Annotated in this window: 19 protein-coding genes; 7 read left to right on the top strand and 12 right to left on the bottom strand. The window is 67.5% G+C overall.

Going from position 1 to position 18,394, the window contains the following annotated elements:
- Positions 1-2: 2 nt before the first annotated feature.
- The 4 genes from CJ179_RS07765 to CJ179_RS07750 form a co-directional block, all read right to left on the bottom strand.
- Positions 3-1,214 (bottom strand): AI-2E family transporter, encoded by a 1,212-nt coding sequence (locus CJ179_RS07765; protein ID WP_072940647.1) that lies wholly within the window; start codon positions 1,212-1,214, stop codon positions 3-5.
- A 77-nt stretch (positions 1,215-1,291) separates the two neighbouring features.
- On the bottom strand, positions 1,292-1,483 hold the full coding sequence (locus CJ179_RS07760; RefSeq protein WP_043826878.1) for a YbdD/YjiX family protein: 192 nt from the start codon (positions 1,481-1,483) through the stop codon (positions 1,292-1,294).
- Positions 1,476-3,779, bottom strand: coding sequence for a carbon starvation CstA family protein (locus tag CJ179_RS07755; RefSeq protein ID WP_095861412.1), 2,304 nt, complete (start codon positions 3,777-3,779; stop codon positions 1,476-1,478). The genes CJ179_RS07760 and CJ179_RS07755 overlap by 8 nt, the downstream gene beginning before the upstream one ends.
- A gap of 126 nt (positions 3,780-3,905) precedes the next feature.
- Positions 3,906-5,483, bottom strand: a complete 1,578-nt coding sequence (locus tag CJ179_RS07750; RefSeq protein WP_095861117.1) for an FMN-binding glutamate synthase family protein — start codon at positions 5,481-5,483, stop codon at positions 3,906-3,908.
- Positions 5,484-5,601: 118 nt separating this feature from the next.
- Between CJ179_RS07750 and CJ179_RS07745 the strand changes: the two genes are divergently transcribed.
- Both CJ179_RS07745 and ychF read left to right on the top strand, forming a co-directional pair.
- Positions 5,602-6,012: a CD225/dispanin family protein gene (locus CJ179_RS07745; RefSeq protein WP_095861116.1), complete on the top strand. Its 411-nt coding sequence runs from the start codon at positions 5,602-5,604 to the stop codon at positions 6,010-6,012.
- A 46-nt stretch (positions 6,013-6,058) separates the two neighbouring features.
- Positions 6,059-7,138 carry a redox-regulated ATPase YchF gene (gene ychF, locus CJ179_RS07740; protein WP_072940641.1) on the top strand — a complete coding sequence of 360 codons (1,080 nt, stop codon included), beginning with the start codon at positions 6,059-6,061 and terminating at the stop codon, positions 7,136-7,138.
- Here the strand turns inward: ychF and CJ179_RS07735 are convergent.
- Positions 7,128-8,528, bottom strand: coding sequence for an MFS transporter (locus tag CJ179_RS07735; protein WP_072940639.1), 1,401 nt, complete (start codon positions 8,526-8,528; stop codon positions 7,128-7,130). The genes ychF and CJ179_RS07735 overlap by 11 nt on opposite strands.
- Positions 8,529-8,589: 61 nt before the next feature.
- Between CJ179_RS07735 and CJ179_RS07730 the strand changes: the two genes are divergently transcribed.
- Complete coding sequence (locus CJ179_RS07730; RefSeq protein ID WP_072940637.1) at positions 8,590-9,120, top strand: helix-turn-helix domain-containing protein; 531 nt, start codon at positions 8,590-8,592, stop codon at positions 9,118-9,120.
- Between the two features lie 3 nt (positions 9,121-9,123).
- Here CJ179_RS07730 and CJ179_RS07725 read toward each other — a convergent pair whose 3' ends face one another.
- From CJ179_RS07725 to CJ179_RS07715, 3 genes are all read right to left on the bottom strand, one after another.
- Positions 9,124-9,993 (bottom strand): PE-PPE domain-containing protein, encoded by an 870-nt coding sequence (locus CJ179_RS07725; protein ID WP_083395577.1) that lies wholly within the window; start codon positions 9,991-9,993, stop codon positions 9,124-9,126.
- 68 nt (positions 9,994-10,061) lie between these two features.
- Complete coding sequence (locus CJ179_RS07720) at positions 10,062-10,466, bottom strand: DUF1304 domain-containing protein (RefSeq protein ID WP_072940634.1); 405 nt, start codon at positions 10,464-10,466, stop codon at positions 10,062-10,064.
- Positions 10,463-10,930, bottom strand: coding sequence for a hypothetical protein (locus tag CJ179_RS07715; protein ID WP_072940632.1), 468 nt, complete (start codon positions 10,928-10,930; stop codon positions 10,463-10,465). Before CJ179_RS07715 ends, CJ179_RS07720 begins: the two co-directional genes overlap by 4 nt.
- An 86-nt stretch (positions 10,931-11,016) precedes the next feature.
- Here CJ179_RS07715 and CJ179_RS07710 point away from each other — a divergent pair, with 86 nt between their 5' ends.
- Positions 11,017-12,060 carry a LuxR C-terminal-related transcriptional regulator gene (locus tag CJ179_RS07710; protein WP_072940735.1) on the top strand — a complete coding sequence of 348 codons (1,044 nt, stop codon included), beginning with the start codon at positions 11,017-11,019 and terminating at the stop codon, positions 12,058-12,060.
- Positions 12,061-12,067: 7 nt separating this feature from the next.
- On the opposite strand, the gene CJ179_RS07705 is transcribed toward CJ179_RS07710, so the two are convergent.
- Together CJ179_RS07705 and fusA are read right to left on the bottom strand one after the other, a co-directional pair.
- Positions 12,068-12,499, bottom strand: coding sequence for a hypothetical protein (locus tag CJ179_RS07705; RefSeq protein WP_257015381.1), 432 nt, complete (start codon positions 12,497-12,499; stop codon positions 12,068-12,070).
- An 84-nt stretch (positions 12,500-12,583) separates the two neighbouring features.
- Positions 12,584-14,617, bottom strand: coding sequence for an elongation factor G (gene fusA, locus CJ179_RS07700; RefSeq protein ID WP_179377541.1), 2,034 nt, complete (start codon positions 14,615-14,617; stop codon positions 12,584-12,586).
- Positions 14,618-14,749: 132 nt separating this feature from the next.
- On the opposite strand from fusA, the gene CJ179_RS07695 reads away from it, so the two are divergent.
- Positions 14,750-15,220 carry an SRPBCC family protein gene (locus CJ179_RS07695; protein ID WP_072940624.1) on the top strand — a complete coding sequence of 157 codons (471 nt, stop codon included), beginning with the start codon at positions 14,750-14,752 and terminating at the stop codon, positions 15,218-15,220.
- Here CJ179_RS07695 and CJ179_RS07690 read toward each other — a convergent pair.
- Together CJ179_RS07690 and CJ179_RS50535 are read right to left on the bottom strand one after the other, a co-directional pair.
- Positions 15,214-16,869, bottom strand: a complete 1,656-nt coding sequence (locus tag CJ179_RS07690) for an alkaline phosphatase D family protein (RefSeq protein ID WP_072940621.1) — start codon at positions 16,867-16,869, stop codon at positions 15,214-15,216. The two genes, CJ179_RS07695 and CJ179_RS07690, sit on opposite strands and share 7 nt — an antisense overlap.
- A gap of 119 nt (positions 16,870-16,988) precedes the next feature.
- Entirely contained in the window at positions 16,989-17,639 is a 651-nt protein-coding gene (locus CJ179_RS50535) for a hypothetical protein (protein WP_143051392.1), read from the bottom strand.
- Positions 17,640-17,816: 177 nt separating this feature from the next.
- Between CJ179_RS50535 and CJ179_RS07685 the strand changes: the two genes are divergently transcribed.
- The gene (locus tag CJ179_RS07685) at positions 17,817-18,020 is read left to right on the top strand and encodes a CopG family transcriptional regulator (protein WP_072940618.1); all 204 of its coding nucleotides are present in this window, start codon (positions 17,817-17,819) and stop codon (positions 18,018-18,020) included.
- Complete coding sequence (locus CJ179_RS07680; RefSeq protein ID WP_072940616.1) at positions 18,017-18,391, top strand: type II toxin-antitoxin system death-on-curing family toxin; 375 nt, start codon at positions 18,017-18,019, stop codon at positions 18,389-18,391. The genes CJ179_RS07685 and CJ179_RS07680 overlap by 4 nt, the downstream gene beginning before the upstream one ends.
- The last annotated feature ends 3 nt before the right edge of the window (positions 18,392-18,394 follow it).

The following is an 18,394-nucleotide window of genomic DNA, read 5'->3' as shown; positions in this document are numbered from 1 at the left end:
GGTCAGTCCGGCTTGGACGCGACGGCGGTCTCGTCGACGGTGACGCCCTCCCGTTCGGCGTCGTCGAGGTCTTCGTTCGCGGCGACGGCGTCGGGGATGTTGCTTTCGGCGCTGTGCTCGTCGATCTGCTCACCGATGTAGCGCACCACCACGGCGGCGACGGCGGCGGCGGGCACCGCGAGGAAGGCTCCGACGATCCCGAACACGGAACCACCGGCGGTGACGGCGAGCAGCACCACGACGGCGTGCAGTTTCATGCTCTTGCTCTGGAGTACCGGCTGCAGCACGTTGCCCTCGATCTGCTGCACCACGAGAATGATGATCAGCACGATCACGGCGGTGGTGAGACCGTTGGCGACCAGCGCGACCAACACGGCGAGTGCGCCGGCGACGAACGCACCGACGATCGGGATGAAGCCACCGATGAACGTCAGGATCGCGAGGACCGGTGCCAGCGGCACGCCGAGGATCACCAGTCCGGCGCCGATGAAGACGGCGTCGATGAGGCTGACCAGTGCCTGGGTGCGGATGAACCCGCCGAGGGTGTCCCACATGCGGCCCAGCACCTCTTCGAGGTGACGGCCCGCGCGGCCGCCGCTGACGGAATGCAGCCACGGGATGAACCGGGGGCCGTCCTTGATGAAGAAGAACGACAGCACCAGCACCAGGCCCAGCGTGATCAGCAGCGAGCTGGCGGTGCTGACACCGGTGAACACACCGGACGCGATGACCGTTCCACTCTCCTGGACCTTCACGATGATCGTGTGGATGCCCTGGTCGATCTGATCGTCCTGCAGGTTGATCGGTGGACCCTTCAACCAGTCCTGCACCTGGTTGATGCCCTGGGTGGCTTTGTTGGCCAGCTCGGGGGCCTGCCTGACGACGGACGGCACGATGCCGGCGATGATCCCGGCGACGACGGCGATGAACACGACGAGCGTCGTCGCGGCGGCCGCCGCCGGGGGGATGCGTCGCTTCGTCATCGCGCGCGTCGGCGGCCACAGCACCGTGCACACCACCACCGCCAGCAGCACGGGGAGGACGATCACCCACAGCTTCTCGATGATCCATCCGAACAGCAACGCGCCCAGCGCGATTGCCGCGAGGACCAGCGACCACTTGGCCAGCCACATCGCACCCACCCCGATGAGGTGCCCGCGGTCCGGTTTCGTGACCGCGCTCCCGGACGGTGCCGGGGCTTCCTTCTCCGTCACAGATGGTCCTCCCTGCCGTGTCTGCTCAGCCGATCAGTACTGACAGTACTGGGGAACGCCGGGCCGGCACGGTGAGGTCAGCAGCAGCGGGCGCCCGGGTTGGCGTCGGCGTCCGCGTAGCGCGCTCGCCAGTACTCCCGCTCGCTCGGCACCTCGGCGTCCGGATGGTGGCGGCGAAGGTGCTCGACGTACCTGCTGTAGTCGTGGTCGCCCATCAGCGCCCCCGTCCACCACCAGGCGGTCCGGACGGCCCCCACGACCCTATTCATCATGATGATGTGCCCTGTCCGTGTGGGTGTGTGCCGCGCCCGGTGCGCGAACCGCGCCGGAGGCGATGAGTTCGTTCCATTCCTTGTCGAGTTCCTTCTCGGCGGCGGTGGTGACGAACCCGGCCGGTGCGAAGATCTTCGACGGTTTCTCGGGTGCCTCGGTGGTCGGCAGTCCACCGGCCCGGAACGCCTTGAGGCACACGAGCGCTCCGGCCACCACGACGACGAGGACGAGGCCGGCGAATACGATCGACAGGGTGCCCTGGATGAACGTGTTGCGGATGACGGCGTCGATGGCCTCGGGGGTCTTGGCGGATCCGAAGCTGGTCTTGCCCGCTTCCTTCGCCTCCTTGAACGCGGCGTGCTGGGACCAGTAGCCGACGGAGGTGTTGCCGGAGAAGATCTTCTGCCACGACGCGGTCATGGTGACGATCAGGTCCCAGACGAGGGGAACACCGGGAATCCAGGCCCACTTGAACAGGCCCTTCTTCATGACTATGGCGAGGACCACCGTCAGCGCGATCGCGGCGAGCAACTGGTTCGCGATGCCGAACAGCGGGAACAGGGTGTTGATGCCGCCGAGCGGGTCGGTGACGCCCATCAGGAGGATGGCACCCCACAGTCCGACGACGGCGAGCGAGCACACCCACGCGCCGATGCGCCACGACGGATCCTTGAACTTGCGGGCGGGTCCGCCGAAGTTGCCGAGCGAGTCCGACAGCATGAATCGGGCGACCCGGGTGCCGGCGTCGACGGTGGTGAGGATGAACAGCGCCTCGAACATGATCGCGAAGTGATACCAGAACGACTTGAGGGCAGCGCCGCCGAGGAACTGGCTGAGCACTTCGGACATGCCGAACGCGAGCGTCGGGGCACCGCCGGTGCGCGAGATGATCGACTCCTCGTCGACGCCCGCCGCGGCCTGCGCGAGGGTGTCCGCGGAGATGTTCGGGCTGGAGAGTCCGAGGCTGTTCACATACGTCGCGGCCGTCTCGGGGGTTCCGCCGGTGAGGGTGGCCGGCGCGTTCAGCGCGAAGTACAGGTGCTGGTCGATGATGCACGCGGTGACGAGCGCCATGATCGCGACGAACGACTCGGTGAGCATGCCGCCGTAGCCGATCAGCCGCATCTGCTTTTCCTTCGCCAGCAGTTTGGGCGTCGTGCCGGAGGAGATGAGGGCGTGGAAGCCGGACAGCGCGCCGCACGCGATCGTGATGAACAGGAACGGGAACAGCGAACCCGCAAAGGCGGGGCCGTTGCCCTGGATGGCGAACGTCGTGACGTCGGGCATCTTGATGGCGGGCTGCGCGACCAGGATGCCGATGGCCAGCAGGATGATCGTGCCGATCTTCATGAACGTCGACAGGTAGTCGCGCGGGGCGAGGAGCAGCCACACGGGCAGGACGGAGGCGGCGAAACCGTAGGCGATCATCAGCCAGGCGATGGTCACCTTGGACAGCGTGAACCAGTCGGCGCCCCATCCGGTGTCGGCCACCCAGCCGCCGGAGACGATGGCGAGGAGCAGCAGCACGACGCCGATCAGCGACACCTCCGCGACCTTGCCCGGGCGCAGGTACCGCAGGTAGACGCCCATGAAGAGGGCGATCGGGATGGTCATGGCGATGGAGAAGACACCCCACGGGCTTTCCGCGAGCGCGTTGACGACGACGAGGGCGAGCACCGCGATGAGGATGATCATGATGACGAAGACGCCGATCATGGCGGCGACACCGCCGACGACGCCGAGTTCGTCGCGCGCCATCTGGCCGAGGCTGCGGCCGCGGCGCTTCGTCGAGATCCACAGGACGAGGAAGTCCTGGACGGCTCCGGCGAAGACGACGCCGATGATGATCCACAGCGTGCCGGGCAGGTAACCCATCTGGGCGGCGAGGACGGGGCCGACGAGGGGGCCTGCGCCGGCGATGGCGGCGAAGTGGTGCCCGAACAGCACCCGCCGATCCGTCGGCATGTAGTCCTTGCCGTTCTCGAGGATCTCGGCGGGCGTGGCCCGGTCGTCACGGGGTTGGACGAGTTTGCGCTCGATGAACCGCGCGTAGAAGCGGTAGGCGATGAGGTAGGTGCAGACGGCGGCCACGACGAACCAGACGGCGTTGATGTTCTCGCCGCGAACGAACGCGATCATCACCCAGGCGATGCCGCCGAGAAGGCCGAGGACCGCGAACGTGATCCGCGCCGCCGGTGAGATCGGGGTGCGGTCCACGACGCCGACCGGCGGCAGATCCGGATCCGTTTTCAGGTACTCGACCTCGGATTCGGGGGCGGCTCTCAGGGCCATCGCGAACTCCTTCCCGGCGTCCCCGTCGTCATTGTGTGCCAGGGGCGACGCCGTCGACAGGTGCCACATCTTTTGTGGCCCCCGTCACCCTATTGCGCCGACGTTCAGTTCGACGAAAAAACGACGTCAGAAGCGAGTCGAGTCGGCATCGATCCAGTCGGTCAGCCAATCCGACGGCGGGTCCTCGAGTAATTCGCCGGGCATCAGCCACTCGTACAGTTCCGCGTAGGTGCGGGTGGTGACGCCGTCGATCCGGCGGTTGAGCATCGCCGGTGTCAGTTGGTCGAAGCTGTCGAGGCCCATCGACGCCACCATCTGCCGGGCGCCTGCCACCGTCGACTTCTGGAACCGGAACACCCTGGCCGCCTTGTCGGGGACGTCGAGTGCGCGGGTCCGCGCCGGGTCCTGGGTGGTCACCCCGACGGGGCAGCGGTTGGTGTGGCACATCTGCGCCTGGATGCACCCGACGGCGAACATCATCGCGCGGGCGGCCAGGGTGAAGTCGGCGCCCTGGATGATCCGTTTGACGATGTCGGATGCGCTGGCGACCTTCCCGGACGCGCCGATCTTGACGCGGTCCCGCAGGCCGGTGCCGGTGAGCGCGTTGTGCACCAGCATCAGCCCCTCAGTGAGGGGCATGCCCATGTTGTCCTCGAATTCCACTGGACCCGCACCGGTTCCGCCCTCGGAGCCGTCGACGATGACGAAGTCCGGGGTGACGTCGCGTTCGAGCATCGCCTTGCAGATGCCGAGGAACTCGATGCGCGATCCGACGCACAGTTTGAACCCGACGGGTTTGCCGCCGGAGAGCTTCCGCAGGGTGACGATGAAGTCGATGAGCCCGTTCGGGGTGGAGAACGCGGTGTGCGAAGGCGGGGAGATCACCGTTTTCCCGACCGGCACGCCGCGCGTCTCGGCGATCTCCCGCGACACCTTCGCGCCGGGCAGAACCCCGCCGAGTCCGGGCTTCGCGCCCTGCGACAGTTTGATCGAGATCGCCTTCACCTGGTCGAGTGCCGCGTGTTCGGCGAACTTGGCGGGGTCGAACCGGCCGTCCTCCGCCCGGCAGCCGAAGTAGCCGGACGCGATCTCCCAGATCAGGTCGCCGCCGTGCTTGCGGTGGTAGGGGCTGATCGCACCCTCGCCGGTGTCGTGCGCGAACCCGCCCCGCGCGGCCCCGGCGTTGAGGGCTTCGATGGCGTTGGCCGAGAGCGAGCCGAAGCTCATCGCCGACACGTTGAGAAGCGCGATGTCGTAGGGCTGTTCGCAGTCCGGGCCGCCGAGGCGGACGGTCGGCGGTTCGGGCGGGGCCATCCGTGCGCGCAGCGAATGGACCATGAACTCGTAGCCGACGGCGTGGACGTCCCGCTCGGTGCCGAACGGCTCCTCGGCGAGCGTGCCCTTGGCGCGCTCGTAGACGAGGTCGCGGGTGTCGCGGTCGAAGGGCGTTCCATCCGTGGACGATTCGATGAAGTACTGCTGGATCTCGGGGCGGATCTTCTCCAGCAGGAACCGCGCGTGCCCCAGCACCGGGTAGTTCCGCAGAACGCTGTGCCGCCGTTGCAGCAGGTCCCACGTGCCCAGAGCGGCAGTCGCGAGCAGGAGGAGGGCGGCGAACCACCATCCCGTGGCCACAGCGACGGTCAGGGCGAGAGCGCCCAGTCCGAGGATCCATATCGCGAGGACGATCAACCATCGGGTCACGTGCTGAGACTAGAACCTCACGTGAGTGCCGATGCGTACTCCGGTGCTCTTTCCCACTCACGTGGCGAGGGATGGGATAGTGGAGGCACGAGGTCAGCTGCCACGACAGGGGGGCGTCATGTCGGAGTCACCGACCAATCCGGAATCGTCGAGCAATCCGGTGCCGCCGAAGCCGGGCGACACGGGTGCCTATGGCTACCAGTACCCGACGCAGCAGCAACAGCCGCAGGCGCAGCCCTACCCGGGACAGTACGGCCCGCCGCCGCTGCCGCCGTCGAACGCCGGGTGGGCGGTGGCCGCCGTCCTCTTCTTCTGGCCGCTCGCGTTCGCCGCGTTCAACCACGTCCACGACGTCTACCCGAAGTGGGCGATGGGCGACTACCAGGGTGCCCAGTACGCGTCCGACCGCGCCAAGGGGCTCGGCAAGATCGCTCTGTGGATCTGGGTGGCGCTGATCGTCGTCTTCGTCATCGGGTACGCCATCCTGATCATCGCCCTCGTCGCGAACAGCAATACCAACAGCTGGTGAGGGCGTGGTCGTTGATCCGGCGCCGACGCCGTAGAATCCAACGACCGTGAGCCTTACCCTCGGAATCGTCGGACTGCCCAACGTCGGCAAGTCCACCTTGTTCAACGCGCTGACCAACAACGACGTGCTGGCCGCGAACTACCCGTTCGCGACCATCGAACCCAACGTCGGCCTGGTCGAACTGCCCGACCCGCGGCTGTCCGAGCTCGCCCGGATCTTCGGTTCCGAGCGCATCCTGCCCGCCACGGTGTCGTTCGTCGACATCGCCGGCATCGTCAAGGGCGCCTCCGAGGGCGCCGGCCTCGGCAACAAGTTCCTCGCCAACATCCGCGAGGCCGATGCTATCTGCCAGGTGGTTCGCGTCTTCCACGACGACGACGTCGTGCACGTCGACGGCCGCGTCGACCCGGCATCCGACATCGAGGTGATCGAGACCGAGCTCGTCATCGCCGACATGCAGACGCTGGAGAAGGCCCTGCCGCGCCTGGAGAAGGAAGCGAAGAAGAACAAGGAGCTCAAGCCCATCCACGAGGAGGCGCTGAAGGCGCAGGAAGTCCTCGACTCGGGCACGACCCTGTTCAGCGCGAAGGACAAGCTGGACTTCGCGCTGCTGCGCGAGCTGAGCCTGCTCACCACCAAACCGTTCCTGTACGTGTTCAACGCCGACGAGGCCGTGCTCACCGACGAAGCGAAGGTCGCAGAACTGCGCGCCTCCGTCGCCCCCGCCGACGCCGTGTTCCTCGACGCCAAGGTCGAGCAGGAACTCCTCGAACTGGACGAAGAGGACCGGCAGGAAATGCTCGACTCGATCGGACAGTCCGAGCCCGGCCTGCACGCCCTCGCCCGGACCGGCTTCCACACCCTCGGCCTGCAGACCTACCTCACCGCAGGTCCCAAGGAATCCCGCGCCTGGACCATCCACAAAGGCGACACCGCCCCGCAGGCCGCCGGCGTCATCCACACCGACTTCGAGCGCGGCTTCATCAAGGCCGAGATCGTCTCCTTCGACGACCTCGTCGCCGCCGGATCCATGGCCGCCGCCAAGGCCGCGGGCAAGGTCCGCATGGAGGGCAAGGACTACACCATGGCCGACGGCGATGTGGTGGAGTTCCGCTTCAACGTCTGACGGCGGTTCTTCGCACCAGCACCCCGACGACTCCTGCGCCGACGAGTGAGATCAGCCCGGTGGTGACGGCGGCGTGGTTCCAGCCCGTCACCATGCCGTCGATGGTGCCTGCGGGGTCGAGGGCGATGATGCTGACGACGGTGACGCCGATGGAGGAGCCGAGGTAGCGGGCGGTGTTGTTGGCGCCGCTGCCGAGTCCGCCCTGGTCGGCGGGGACACTGGCGACGGCTTGCCGGCCGAGGCCGGCGTTGAGCAACCCGCTGGCGATGCCGGCGAGCAGCAGGCCCGGGACGAGGCGCAGCAGCGACGAGTCGGGGGACAGGCCCGTCATCGTGAGCATGGCGACGCCGACGCCGGCGAGTCCGATGACGAGTTGCGGGGTCCCGGCGAGCCGCGCTGGGAGTGTCCGCGCCAGCAGTGACGCCACGACGCTCGTGCCGGACCACAGCGCGATCACCCCGGCTGCGGCGAGCGTGCTGACGTGCATCGTCTTGACGAGGAACGTGCACGCGAACGACATCAGACCGATGATGCCCGCCCCGGTGGCGAGGGCCGCGAGGGTGGCGGCGAGGAAGTCGCGTCGGCGGAACAAGGCGAGGTCGAGCATCGGGAACGGGCGCCGCCGCTCGACGCCGACGAACGCGAGGGTGAACACGGCGGCGCCGATACCGCAGAGGGCGGTGGCGGGAGTGTTGCCCTGCCTGCCCTCGACCAGTGCGACGAGGACCAGCACCATCGCGGCGCAGAGCGTGACCGCACCGGGGACGTCGATCCGCTTCGGGACGGCGGACCGTGACTCCGCCAGTGCGCGCGTCGCGACCTGTCCGATCGCGAGCGATGCGACCGCGAGTGCCCAGTACAGGCCGCGCCACCATCCGGCGAGGTCGAGGAGTCCTGCGAGCACGGGACCGACCGCGATGCCTGCGCCGACGCTCGCGCCCCAGATCCCGCTCGCCGTCGCGCGTGCCGCCGGAGTGGCGAAGGCGTGGGCGACGGCGCCGAGGCTGGCCGCGATGAGCGCTGCGCCTGCCACCCCTTGGATCAGTCGCCCGACGATGAACAGGACGGGTTCCTGGCTGACCGCGCCGACCACGGCTCCCAGTGCGAGAAGCCAGGCGCCCCAATGGAACACCCGGCGCCGGCCGTAGTCGTCGGCGAGCGCGCCCGCGGTCAGCAGGACCGCGGCGAGGCCCACGCTCATCGAACTGAGAATCCACGTCTGCGCCGCGGGGCCGGCCGACAGCGCCGCGGCGACGGTGGGCATGTTGCCGAGCGGGGCGCAGAACGCGATCAGGGCGACGAACGTGCCGAGCGACGCGACGGACAGTGTGGTTCCCGGGCGGGGTGCGTGGGCTCGGACGGGTGGGGCAACCGCGGTTGGTCTGTTCACGAGACTGAACTTAGAACTATTTTGGTCTGGTGACAAGACCGAGTTGGGCTAGCATGGGGAAATGGCACTGGGAACCGGGTACTCGCAGCAGAACTGCAACCTCGCTCGCGCGCTCGAAGTAGTAGGCGAGCGGTGGACGATGCTCGTGCTGCGCGACTGCTTCTACGGCGTCCGCCGCTTCAGCGATCTCCTCGCACACCTCGACATCTCCCGCGCCGTCCTGACGGATCGGCTGGGCGCACTCGTCGACGCCGGTGTCCTCGTCCGCGTCGCCGACGGCGGTCATCCCGAGTACGAACTCACCGAGGCGGGAAAGGCGCTGTGGCCGAGCATCTATGCGCTCTCCCAATGGGGTGAGCAGTACGTGTCGCCCGGCAGTTATCCCGGCCGGGTGTTCTCGCACGCCGAATGCGGGACGCAACTCGACCGTTTCGGGCGGTGCCCCCACTGCGGCACGATCCCGGGACCGGAAGACCTCGTGGTCGCCCCCGGGCCGGGCGAGGCCGCCCACCCTCGCAGCGACGCCGTCGCCGTGGCCCTGCGCGAACCCCGCCGGATGCTCACCCCGCTGCGGTCACGCGGCGATGCCTGACCGTCACGCCGCGACGCGCAGGGGCGGTTCGAACGTCGCCCGTACCTGCAGCCACTGGGCGAGAATCTGACATCCGGTGAGCCCGCTCGCGTCGAGTGGTTCGCTGGCGTACGCGATGTGCCGCCCGCCCCGCGTGTTGACGACACGCACACCGCGCCAGGCGAGGTGCGGCGGAAGGTAGCCGAGCACCTCGATCATCGCGGTCCGCAGGCGACGGGCGTCGGTGCGCCACTGCCGAGGGCTGAATCGTGTCTTGCCCGCATTCTGGAAGCTGTTGCTGCGGATCAGTTCCCACGTCTGCGTGAGCCACGTCCGAACTGCGCGGAATGACATCCACCGCGTGAGGTCGGCGATGTCGCGGACATAGCTGTCTTCGCTGGCATTGCAGATCATGTCGTCCGGGTGCGCGATCCACTGGACCGGTATCGACTCGGGGATCGGCGCGCCGACACCCGCGACACCGCGCCCGAAGCACCCCGGGGCCACTCCCGCCGGTTGCTCGGGATCGGAGACGAGACCCACGGCGGCGAGGTTGCCGGAGCGCAGGGTGCCGGTGGCGATCTGTCCGAGCACCTCACGGATCACGGTGCATCCCTGCGAGTACCCGATCAGCATGACAGGTCCGGGAGCGTCGTCGATGGCGTCGATCAACCGGCGGACGCCGACCTCGGTGCTCTGCCGATAGCTGAGCCCGCCCGCGGCGACCGGCCCGTACGACGCCGGATAGCCGACCCACCGAGACTCGAATCGGTCGTCGAGGGCGTCGGTGACGTCACACAACAGTCCGGAGACGTGGCGCCGGTGGTCATCGGGGTGGGACTCTCCGGTACCACCGATGGCGAGAACGGTCACCTGGGGCATGGCGTCCATCATGCCGACGGACGATAAGGATTCGATCGGTCGACCCTGAGAAGTTTCTGGCAATCGACTGCGAAGGGTTGTCACCCGATCGCCAGCGAGATCAGAGCCACCAGTGGCGGCGCGCTCTGTGACAGTGCGCCAACGACGCCGTCGCCACGCTGCCGGCTCAGCGCCATGCGATCCGACGCGGCCAGGGCGATGCCCGCGAGGAACATGAAGAGGCAGGTGTAGACGACGAGTGTGCGACCAGGCGTGTCCTGACCGGCCCACCACAGGATGACGCCGGCGATGGCGCCGGAGGCGAGGAACAGATTGTAGAAGCCGACGTTGAACGCCCACAGATGGGCGGCGGGCACGTCGCCCCCCGGGATACGGAAGATGCCCTCGTGCACCGACCGTCTGCGGAACAGCAGCGATTCCCACACGAATGCCAGCAGATGCACGCCGGCGGCGACCAGGGTGGCGATCTGCGCGACGACGGTCATGACGCACCCGCCCCGGTCGCGAGTTCGACGCCATAGCGGTCGGTGACCTCGTGCAGCAGTCGGGCCACTACCTCCGGCGAGTGCCCGCCACGGCCGACCATGTCGAGATCACCGAAGAAGCGGCCGTGGGACGCCCCGGCGGCGACGAGGAGGAAGTCGGCGGACTCGGAGAGGACCGTGAACGTATTCATCGTTCCCGCCTCGATGGCGACCGTTTCCCCCGCCGCGAGTTCGTGCCCGGTGTCCCCGGCCTGGACGAGTATCCGGCCGCGCAGCACGTGGTAGGACTTCGACCACGGCTCGGCGTGCAGTGGACCGTCCGGTGCGGTCCGGGACGCTTCGACGAGGAAGACTTCGTACGTTCCGCCGGTGTGATCGCCGCCGACCAGGACCGTGATGTCGGCGTCCGGCGCGGTGAGCCGCCTGCCGTCGCCTGCTCTGATTACGTGAACGTGGGTGGACATACTGCGACGGTAGGACCGGCTCACCGCTCTACCCATCCCCGGAATCTGGGATGGTGGTGTGCCTGTGACCAGCGCATACTGTGGTCATGCTGGAGGTCCGGGCGGAAAAGCTGCGGCGGGAGGTGCTCGCGTTCGCAGGAGCGGGAGCCGGCGTCACGCAGCTGCACGAGCGCGCCATCGAACTGGTTGGGGAGACGGTGCGCACCGACCTGACGTGCTGGGCGATGCTCGACCCGGAGACACTCGCGATCAGTTCGATGACCAGCGGGCGCAGCCGGATACCGCAGCAATACGAACCGCTGCTCGCCGAATCCGAGTACAAGGGCGAAGATCCGGGCACGTTCGCCGAACTCGCCCGCAGTGGCCGGACCGTCGCGCGGGCCTCGGACCTACCCGCGGACGCGGTCGCGCACAGCCTCCGCCACGGCGCGGTGTGGGCGCCGCTGGGGCTCCGCAGCGAGGTCCGAATCGTGTTCAGCGTCGACGGGGTGTGCTGGGGCGCAGCCGGATTCGTGCGGTCCGGGCCGGATTTCACCGACCGTGAGCTCGAGTTCCTCACACTCGTGGCTCCCGGCCTGGCGGTCGCGACGCGGGCCGCGTCCGTGCACGCCCCGGCAATCTCCGGTCGCGGCGACCAGGGTCCGGCGGTGGTGGTCACCGACGCCGCCGGCGATCCGATTGCACTCACGGCCGCTGCCCGCGGCTGGCAGGACCGCTTCGACGAGGTCGCCCCGGGCAGGTTGACCGTGGTGTTGCGGGCCGCGACGTTCGGGGCGCGGTCGAGCGGTTCGGGGATCTTCAAGGCGCGTGTGCGCGACGCGGAGGGCGGCTGGATTCTGGTGCGCGCCACGGCCTTGATCGGCGGCGACGAACCGCAGACGGTGGTCACCCTCGAACCCGCCGCCGGCGGTGAGCTCACCGGGTTGTTACTTGCAGCGTATGCGGTGACCGCACGCGAGCGTGACGTGTGCGCCGACGTGTTGGCCGGCTACGCGACGTCCGAGATCGCACGACGTCGCGGCATCACCGCGAACACAGTCCAGGACCACCTGAAATCGGTGTACGCGAAGGCCGGGGTCCGCAGCCGCGCGGAACTCGCCGCGCGGCTGAGGGCCGGTCGCGAGATCTAACGACCGCTCACGATCCCGTGGTGCCCGTCGCCAGCGAGGAACAGGCCTCCTGCGCCGCCGCCCACGTCGAACTGTCGATCCCGGGAGGAGCGCTCGACGCGTCCGGCGCGCCGCCCTGGGGTGGGGCCGAACCGTCGCCCTCCGGCGGTGCCATGTCGCCGCTGGGCGGCGCCACCCCGCCCGGTGCCCCGCCGCCGGCCTGGTCGGGCGGTGCTGGCACGCCGTTTTCCTCGAGGCAGGCCTGCAGTTCGTCGCTCATCGCCGCGGGGGCGGAGCCGCCCTGCACAGCGCTGTCGCCGGAGCCGCCCTGCACAGCGCTGCCGGTGGTGCCGGTCGACGAAGTGCCGGACGAATCGCCCGAACTACACGCGACGACGGAACATGCGAGACCTACTGCCATCGCCGCTCCACCGATGCCGCGAACCAATTGTGAACGCATGATCGATGCCCTTCCTCTGTGAGTGAGACACCACTACACCGCGGGAAGCTGGGAGAACGCTGCGTGCACGCTGGAAGGGCACTGTCAGCGCGGTTCGGGCCGCTCCTGGTAGCACTTGAAGCTCAGTGCGAGACGGCCACGCCCGTGCGTCATCGAGCGCAGGGCGACCGGGTAGTCGGTGACCTCGCTCGTGGGCACCGAGGCGATGACAGTGACCTCGCCGTCCCCTGCCGGTTCGGTGCCCTCGATCTGGCCGCGTCGCCGGCCGAGATCCGCCATCACGTCACCCTGCAGCGTCGAGGGCACGGTGACCTCGACGTGGTCGACGGGTTCGAGGACGAGAGTGCCCACCTTGTCGATGGCCGCACGGAGGGCGAGCGCCCCTGCCATCCGGAAGCTGAAATCGTCGGAGTCGACCGAATGATGCTTGCCGTCGAGGACGGTGGCGCGCAGGTCGACGAGCGGAAACCCGTGCCTGCCTCCGCGTCCCATCGATTCGGCGATCCCCTTTCCGACCGCGGGAATGAGGGATTTGGGTATCACACCGCCACGGGTCTCGTCGACGAACTCGTAGCCCTTGTCGCGGGGGAGCGGCTCGAAGCGGACCGTCGCCACCCCGAACTGGCCGTGGCCGCCGCTCTGCTTCTTGTGGCGGCCCTCCGTCTCCACGGTGCCGAGCAGTGTCTCGCGGTACGCGATCTTGACCGGTTCGGTCAGAAGGGTGATGCCGTACCGCCGCTTCAACCGGGTCAGCGCCACCTGCACGTGCACGTCGCCGGCGCCCCGGACCACCGTCTGGTGGGTCTCGCTGTCGCGCGTGACCTCCAGCGTCGGGTCGTCGCTGACGAGTTCGGCCAGGGCTGTCGCGAGTTTGTCCTCGTCGCCGGCGCTCTCGGCGGCCACCGCGAGTCCGTAGACGGGACGGCGGTGCACGATCGGGGGGACGGTGAGCGGTGAGCCGATCGGCGCGAGGGTGTCGCCCGTCGAGACATCGGTGAGTTTGATGGCGCCGACGATGTCGCCGGCCTCCGCGCTGTCGATCGGGGTGTGTTTGCTGCCGAGGACGCGAAGGAGATTGTGCAGGCGCTCCTTCGCGCCGGTGCGCTGGTTGATTAAGACATCGTCCGCGTGCACGCTGCCGGAGAGGATCTTCAGCAACGCCACCTGCCCGACGTATTCGTCGGTCTGCGTCTTGAAGACGTACGCGAGCGGGTCGCCGGACGGATCGCACCGCACCTCGGCGACCCGGTCCCCGTCACCGCGGACCTCGATGCCCGGGACCTCCGACGGTGCCGGCGCGATCCGGCACACGAAGTCGAGCAACCGGTCGACGGCGATCGCATCGACGGCCGACCCGCACAGCACCGGCCACAGCGAGCCCGCGGCGAAACCCGCGCGGAGCGCGTGCTCGAGTTCGGGCACGGAGATGTCCTCGCCGTCGAGGTACTTCGAGAGCAGGTCGTCCTCGATCTCGACGACGTCCTCCACGAGATGCTCGTGCTGTTCGTGTTCGCGGTCGGCGATGTCGGCGGGCAGTTCGTCGCTCGTGTTCGCGGACCCGCTGTCGTAGAGGATGACGTGCTCGGTGAGGAGGTCGGCGACGCCGGTGAACGCGGACGCCTCGCCGACGGGCAGGTCGACCGGTTCGACTCCGGACCCGAAATGGTCGCGGATCCCGGCCAGGACGGCGTCGAACGACGCCCGTTCCTTGTCCATCTTGTTCACGAACAGGATGCGCGGGATGGCTCGCTCGGTGGCCGCCTGCCACAGCAGTTCGTCGTTCACCTGCAGACCGCTGACCCCGTCGATCACGAACACGGCGACGTCGGCGACCCGGAGCGCCGTCATCGCGTCGCCGGCGAAATCGGCGTAGCCCGGCGGGTCGAGAAGATTGATCCGGTAGTCGTTCCAGGAGAACGAAGCCAGGCCGAGCGTCAGCGACTGGGTGTGGTCGTGTTCCTCCGGTTGGGTGTCGAGCACGGTGTTGCCGCTCTCGACACGTCCGGGTCGCGTGACGACACCGGCGCGGAAGAGCATCGCCTCCGCGAGCGTCGTCTTCCCGTTGCCCTGATGCCCCACCAGGGCGATATTGCGGATCAGATCCGTCTCGGTCGTCACTGCTACCCCCACCATGTCGTACGGGTCGCTCCCGACGATACCGCGCGCGCGACCGGTGGCGAGGCGTTATCTTCCACGTGAAGAGGTGGTCGCGACCTCGGTCCGCCACACCCGACACCGAATGGAGACCGCATGGCTTCGGCCGAGTTCCTCGTCGAACGTTCCACCGTCATCGATGCGAGCCCCGACGTTGTTCAGCCCCTCCTCGACGACTTCCGGAAGTGGCAGGCGTGGTCGCCGTGGGAGGACGTCGATCCCGATCTGAAGCGCACGTACTCCGGCCCGGATTCGGGAGTGGGCGCGTCCTACGCCTGGGAGGGCAATCGCAAGGCGGGTTCGGGACAGATGGTGATCACCGAGTCGGTGCCCGGCTCGAAGGTCGTGCTCGACCTGACCTTCCTCAAACCGTTCAAGGCGGAGAACGTCACAACGTTCCTCCTCGAACCGAACGGCGCGGGCACGACCGTCCGCTGGCAGATGACCGGCAAGAACAACCTTTTCTTCAGGATCGTGGGAGTCGTCTTCCCGATGGACAAGATGGTGGGTAAGGACTTCGAGAAGGGGCTCGCGCAGCTGAAGGCGGCGGCCGAGCAGCGTCAGTAGTCCTTTCCCGTTGCCAGTTCGAGGTCGGTCATGGTCTTGAACCGGGGTGTGCCGTCGCTGTCGTTGCGGGCCTGTTCCATCACGAGGCGGGCCGACCTTCCCTTCAGGTGGAGGGTCGCCACCTGATCACCGAAGAACGGTCCGGCGACCTTGGACCAGTCGAGGGGAACGGGCGGCACCCGCGACACCCGGCCCAGGATGAAACGCACGGTCCGCTCGGTGGCGCGCCGCCACGAGATCCGGAACGTCACGTTCATGGCGGCCGGTACGTAGTTGTGCAGGGGCGAGCACGTCAGCTGATAGACCAGTGACTGCAGCGGTTCGGGGTAGTGCGCCTGCGCGGCGTAGGCGTGGTGGACGTCGCCGGACAGCACCGAGATGGTGGACGGCGCGCGCCCACCCGGCCCGGCCCGGTGACCTCTGCCGACGTCGGCGAGGAGCCGGGCGAGCCGGTCGAACGAGTCACGAAACGCAGCCCAGTGCTCCAGGTCCGCCGCGCGCCGGATCTTCTCGGCCCAGGCCGCCACCCGCGGGCCGCGGGATCCGGCGGCGAGGCGTTCGTCCCAGGACTCCAGGTCGTGGAGGGCGCGGGGCAGCAGCCACGGCAGCGACGTCCCGACGAGCAGGTGGTCGTAGTCGCCCTCGGTCTGACGCTCGATCCAGGAGAATTCGGGGTCGGACACCATCTCGCGGCGACCACCGCAGAGGATGCGCCCGCACCGCGAGTCGATGACGAGCAGCCTCGCGACTCCGAGGTCGCGGCGATACGACCACTGCGTGCCCTTCGCGCCGTCCGCCTCCTCGTCGGCGGCGGACGCGAACTCCCGGAGCATCGGTTCGACGTCGCCGCCGTGCTTCCGAACACGTTGGTACAGATCGTTTTCGGCGAGGAGGCTCGGCGACAGGTTCCCGAGGTGCTGATAGACCCAGTACGACGACAACGCGCCGACGATACGCTCCTCCCACCACGACGTCGCCTCGACGTCGTCGCGCCAGGACTCGGAGGTGTTCCAGTCGTCCCGCACGTCGTGGTCGTCGAAGATCATCGACGTGGGCACCGTGGACATCAGCCAGCGCACCTGAGGGTCCGACCATGATTCGGCGTACAGCCAGGTGTATTCCTCGAAGTTGCGCACCTGCGGGCCGGGTGGCTCCTTCACGTCGTGGATCTCGGCGACGCGCGCCTCGGTCTCGGGGGAGAGTTCGTCGGCATACACCTGGTCCCCGAGCAGCAGCAGGGCGTCGGGCCACCGGTCCGGGGACTGTCCGGCCATCCGCACCGCGTAGGCGTCGAGGGCGTCGGCGCCGAGGTGCCGGTTGTCCTCCGTCGTGGACATCGTGGCGAACCGGCACGATCCGAACGTCAGGACGAGGGTGTCGTCGTCCTCGCGGAGCGTGCGGATCACCGACGGGACGGCATTCGGCAGCGGCCACACCGGACGGCCGTCGAGGGTCACGTCGTACGGAGTGGTCGATCCCGGTCCCAGATCGTCCACGACGACGAGCGCGTAGTGGTGACCCGAGACGTTCCACGTGCGTTCCTCGTGGCCGAGGACCCGGACGGTGCACGGCTCCGACGTCTCGACCCACACCGTCGCGTCAGATGTGCCGACATGTCTGAGCAGCGGTCCCAGAATCAGCTCCGCCACTTTCGTCACCCTGCCGGATTCTTCGCGCGTGACCGGTACATGCGATAAGCCTACGGATCCCCGCGCGACCGCGAGGAAGCTTCTGCCCGAAGGTGACGTTCGGCGGAATATTTGTTTCACTAGGCGGAGTCGAGGCTCGGTAGCTGGGGGAAGTCAAAGCCGATCTGATGTTGCACAGGGTTCGCCGGGCAGACCCATTTCAGCTCAGATAGACCTTCCACGGGTTGGAGACGCATGTAACGCTCGGTCGGGCACCAAAGGCAGCGTGCCCTCGGAACTGTGAGAAAGGTCTGTCCTTCGGTGTCCCTCTCGAGGGCATAGCCTGGTAACCCGAACCGAAATGGTCGAAATCTTGTTGCGCTCAATGTGAGATTTATCGTCAGGGCAAATCCGCTCAACGCGACAATTGCACAGGCCACGATGGTCGCAATGTAGTTGCTTTGATTCGACTTCAGATTCACGATGGCAACTAGAATTCCTAGTGACACACCGACGACTGACAACCAATTATCCGGTAACCACACGCGGCGTTTCACTTGACGGTGCATCTCAGTTCGGTGTTCGAACGGATCGTTTGGAGTCTTGCCGACGATGAAGTTGCCGCCGACAGTGATGTCGTTACCTGCCTGTATTCCGTCGTTGTTGGATCCGAAGTGGAGCGTCGGTGGCAGCACCTCAGTGGCGGAGGAAAATCCTAGATTTGGTGAACCGCAACCGCAGTATTCGTAGTCCGCCGGTGGTGTACGTCCGCATTCGCATTCGATCGACATTCTTCCCCCAAGTTTCCAAAGATCTGATGTAAGTAATCGGCGATATGTTGACAGACGTGACCGACAAGTACGGTCGCGAGGCCGGTCCCGCGCGAGGACGAAACGCTGCTGTTGGTTAAGTCCTGATCGAAGGTCGGGTTACAGGGCCAGCTGCTACCACTTTGGTATCATCGGCATATGGCCATGACATTGCGACTGACGGAGGAGCAGGAGCGTGCGCTGACGCTTCTCGCCGACGCTCAAGGCGTCAGTAAGCAGGAAGCGACGGTTCGCGCGATCCTGGAGGCTGCCGCTCGGCACACCCATGACGAGCGGGTTCGCGCTCTGTCCCGCCGCGGCCGCGACCGGTACGCCACCTTGCTGGACCGCCTCTCGCGGTGACGATCGACTATCTGACTCTCGAGGACTTGCTCTCGCTGGCTGAGGATCTCGGCGTTGCGTCGGTCCGGGATCTCGGGCTGCTCGACTCGGCGGCCCACCGTCCGCAGGCGTCGTTGCTCGGCCAAGAGGTGTATCCGTCGATTCACGACAAGGCGGCCGTCCTGCTCGAGTCCTTGACGAGGAATCATGCCCTCGTTGACGGGAACAAGCGGCTGTCCTGGTTGGCGGTTCACGTGTTCTACGGATTGAACGGCTATGACCTGGATGCTCCCGAAGGTCCGGCATACGACTTGGTCATCGCTGTTTCGAGCGGGGAGTGGGGGTACCGGGAGGTGTCGCCCCAGCTCGCCGAATGGGCACATTCCGTCTGAGTG

It is taken from the genome of Rhodococcus sp. ACS1, assembly GCF_002300155.1.
In the GTDB taxonomy this organism is placed as follows: domain Bacteria; phylum Actinomycetota; class Actinomycetes; order Mycobacteriales; family Mycobacteriaceae; genus Rhodococcus_F; species Rhodococcus_F koreensis.
Note: the sequence above shows the minus strand (reverse complement) of the source record. Positions and strands in the feature narration are given on the sequence as shown.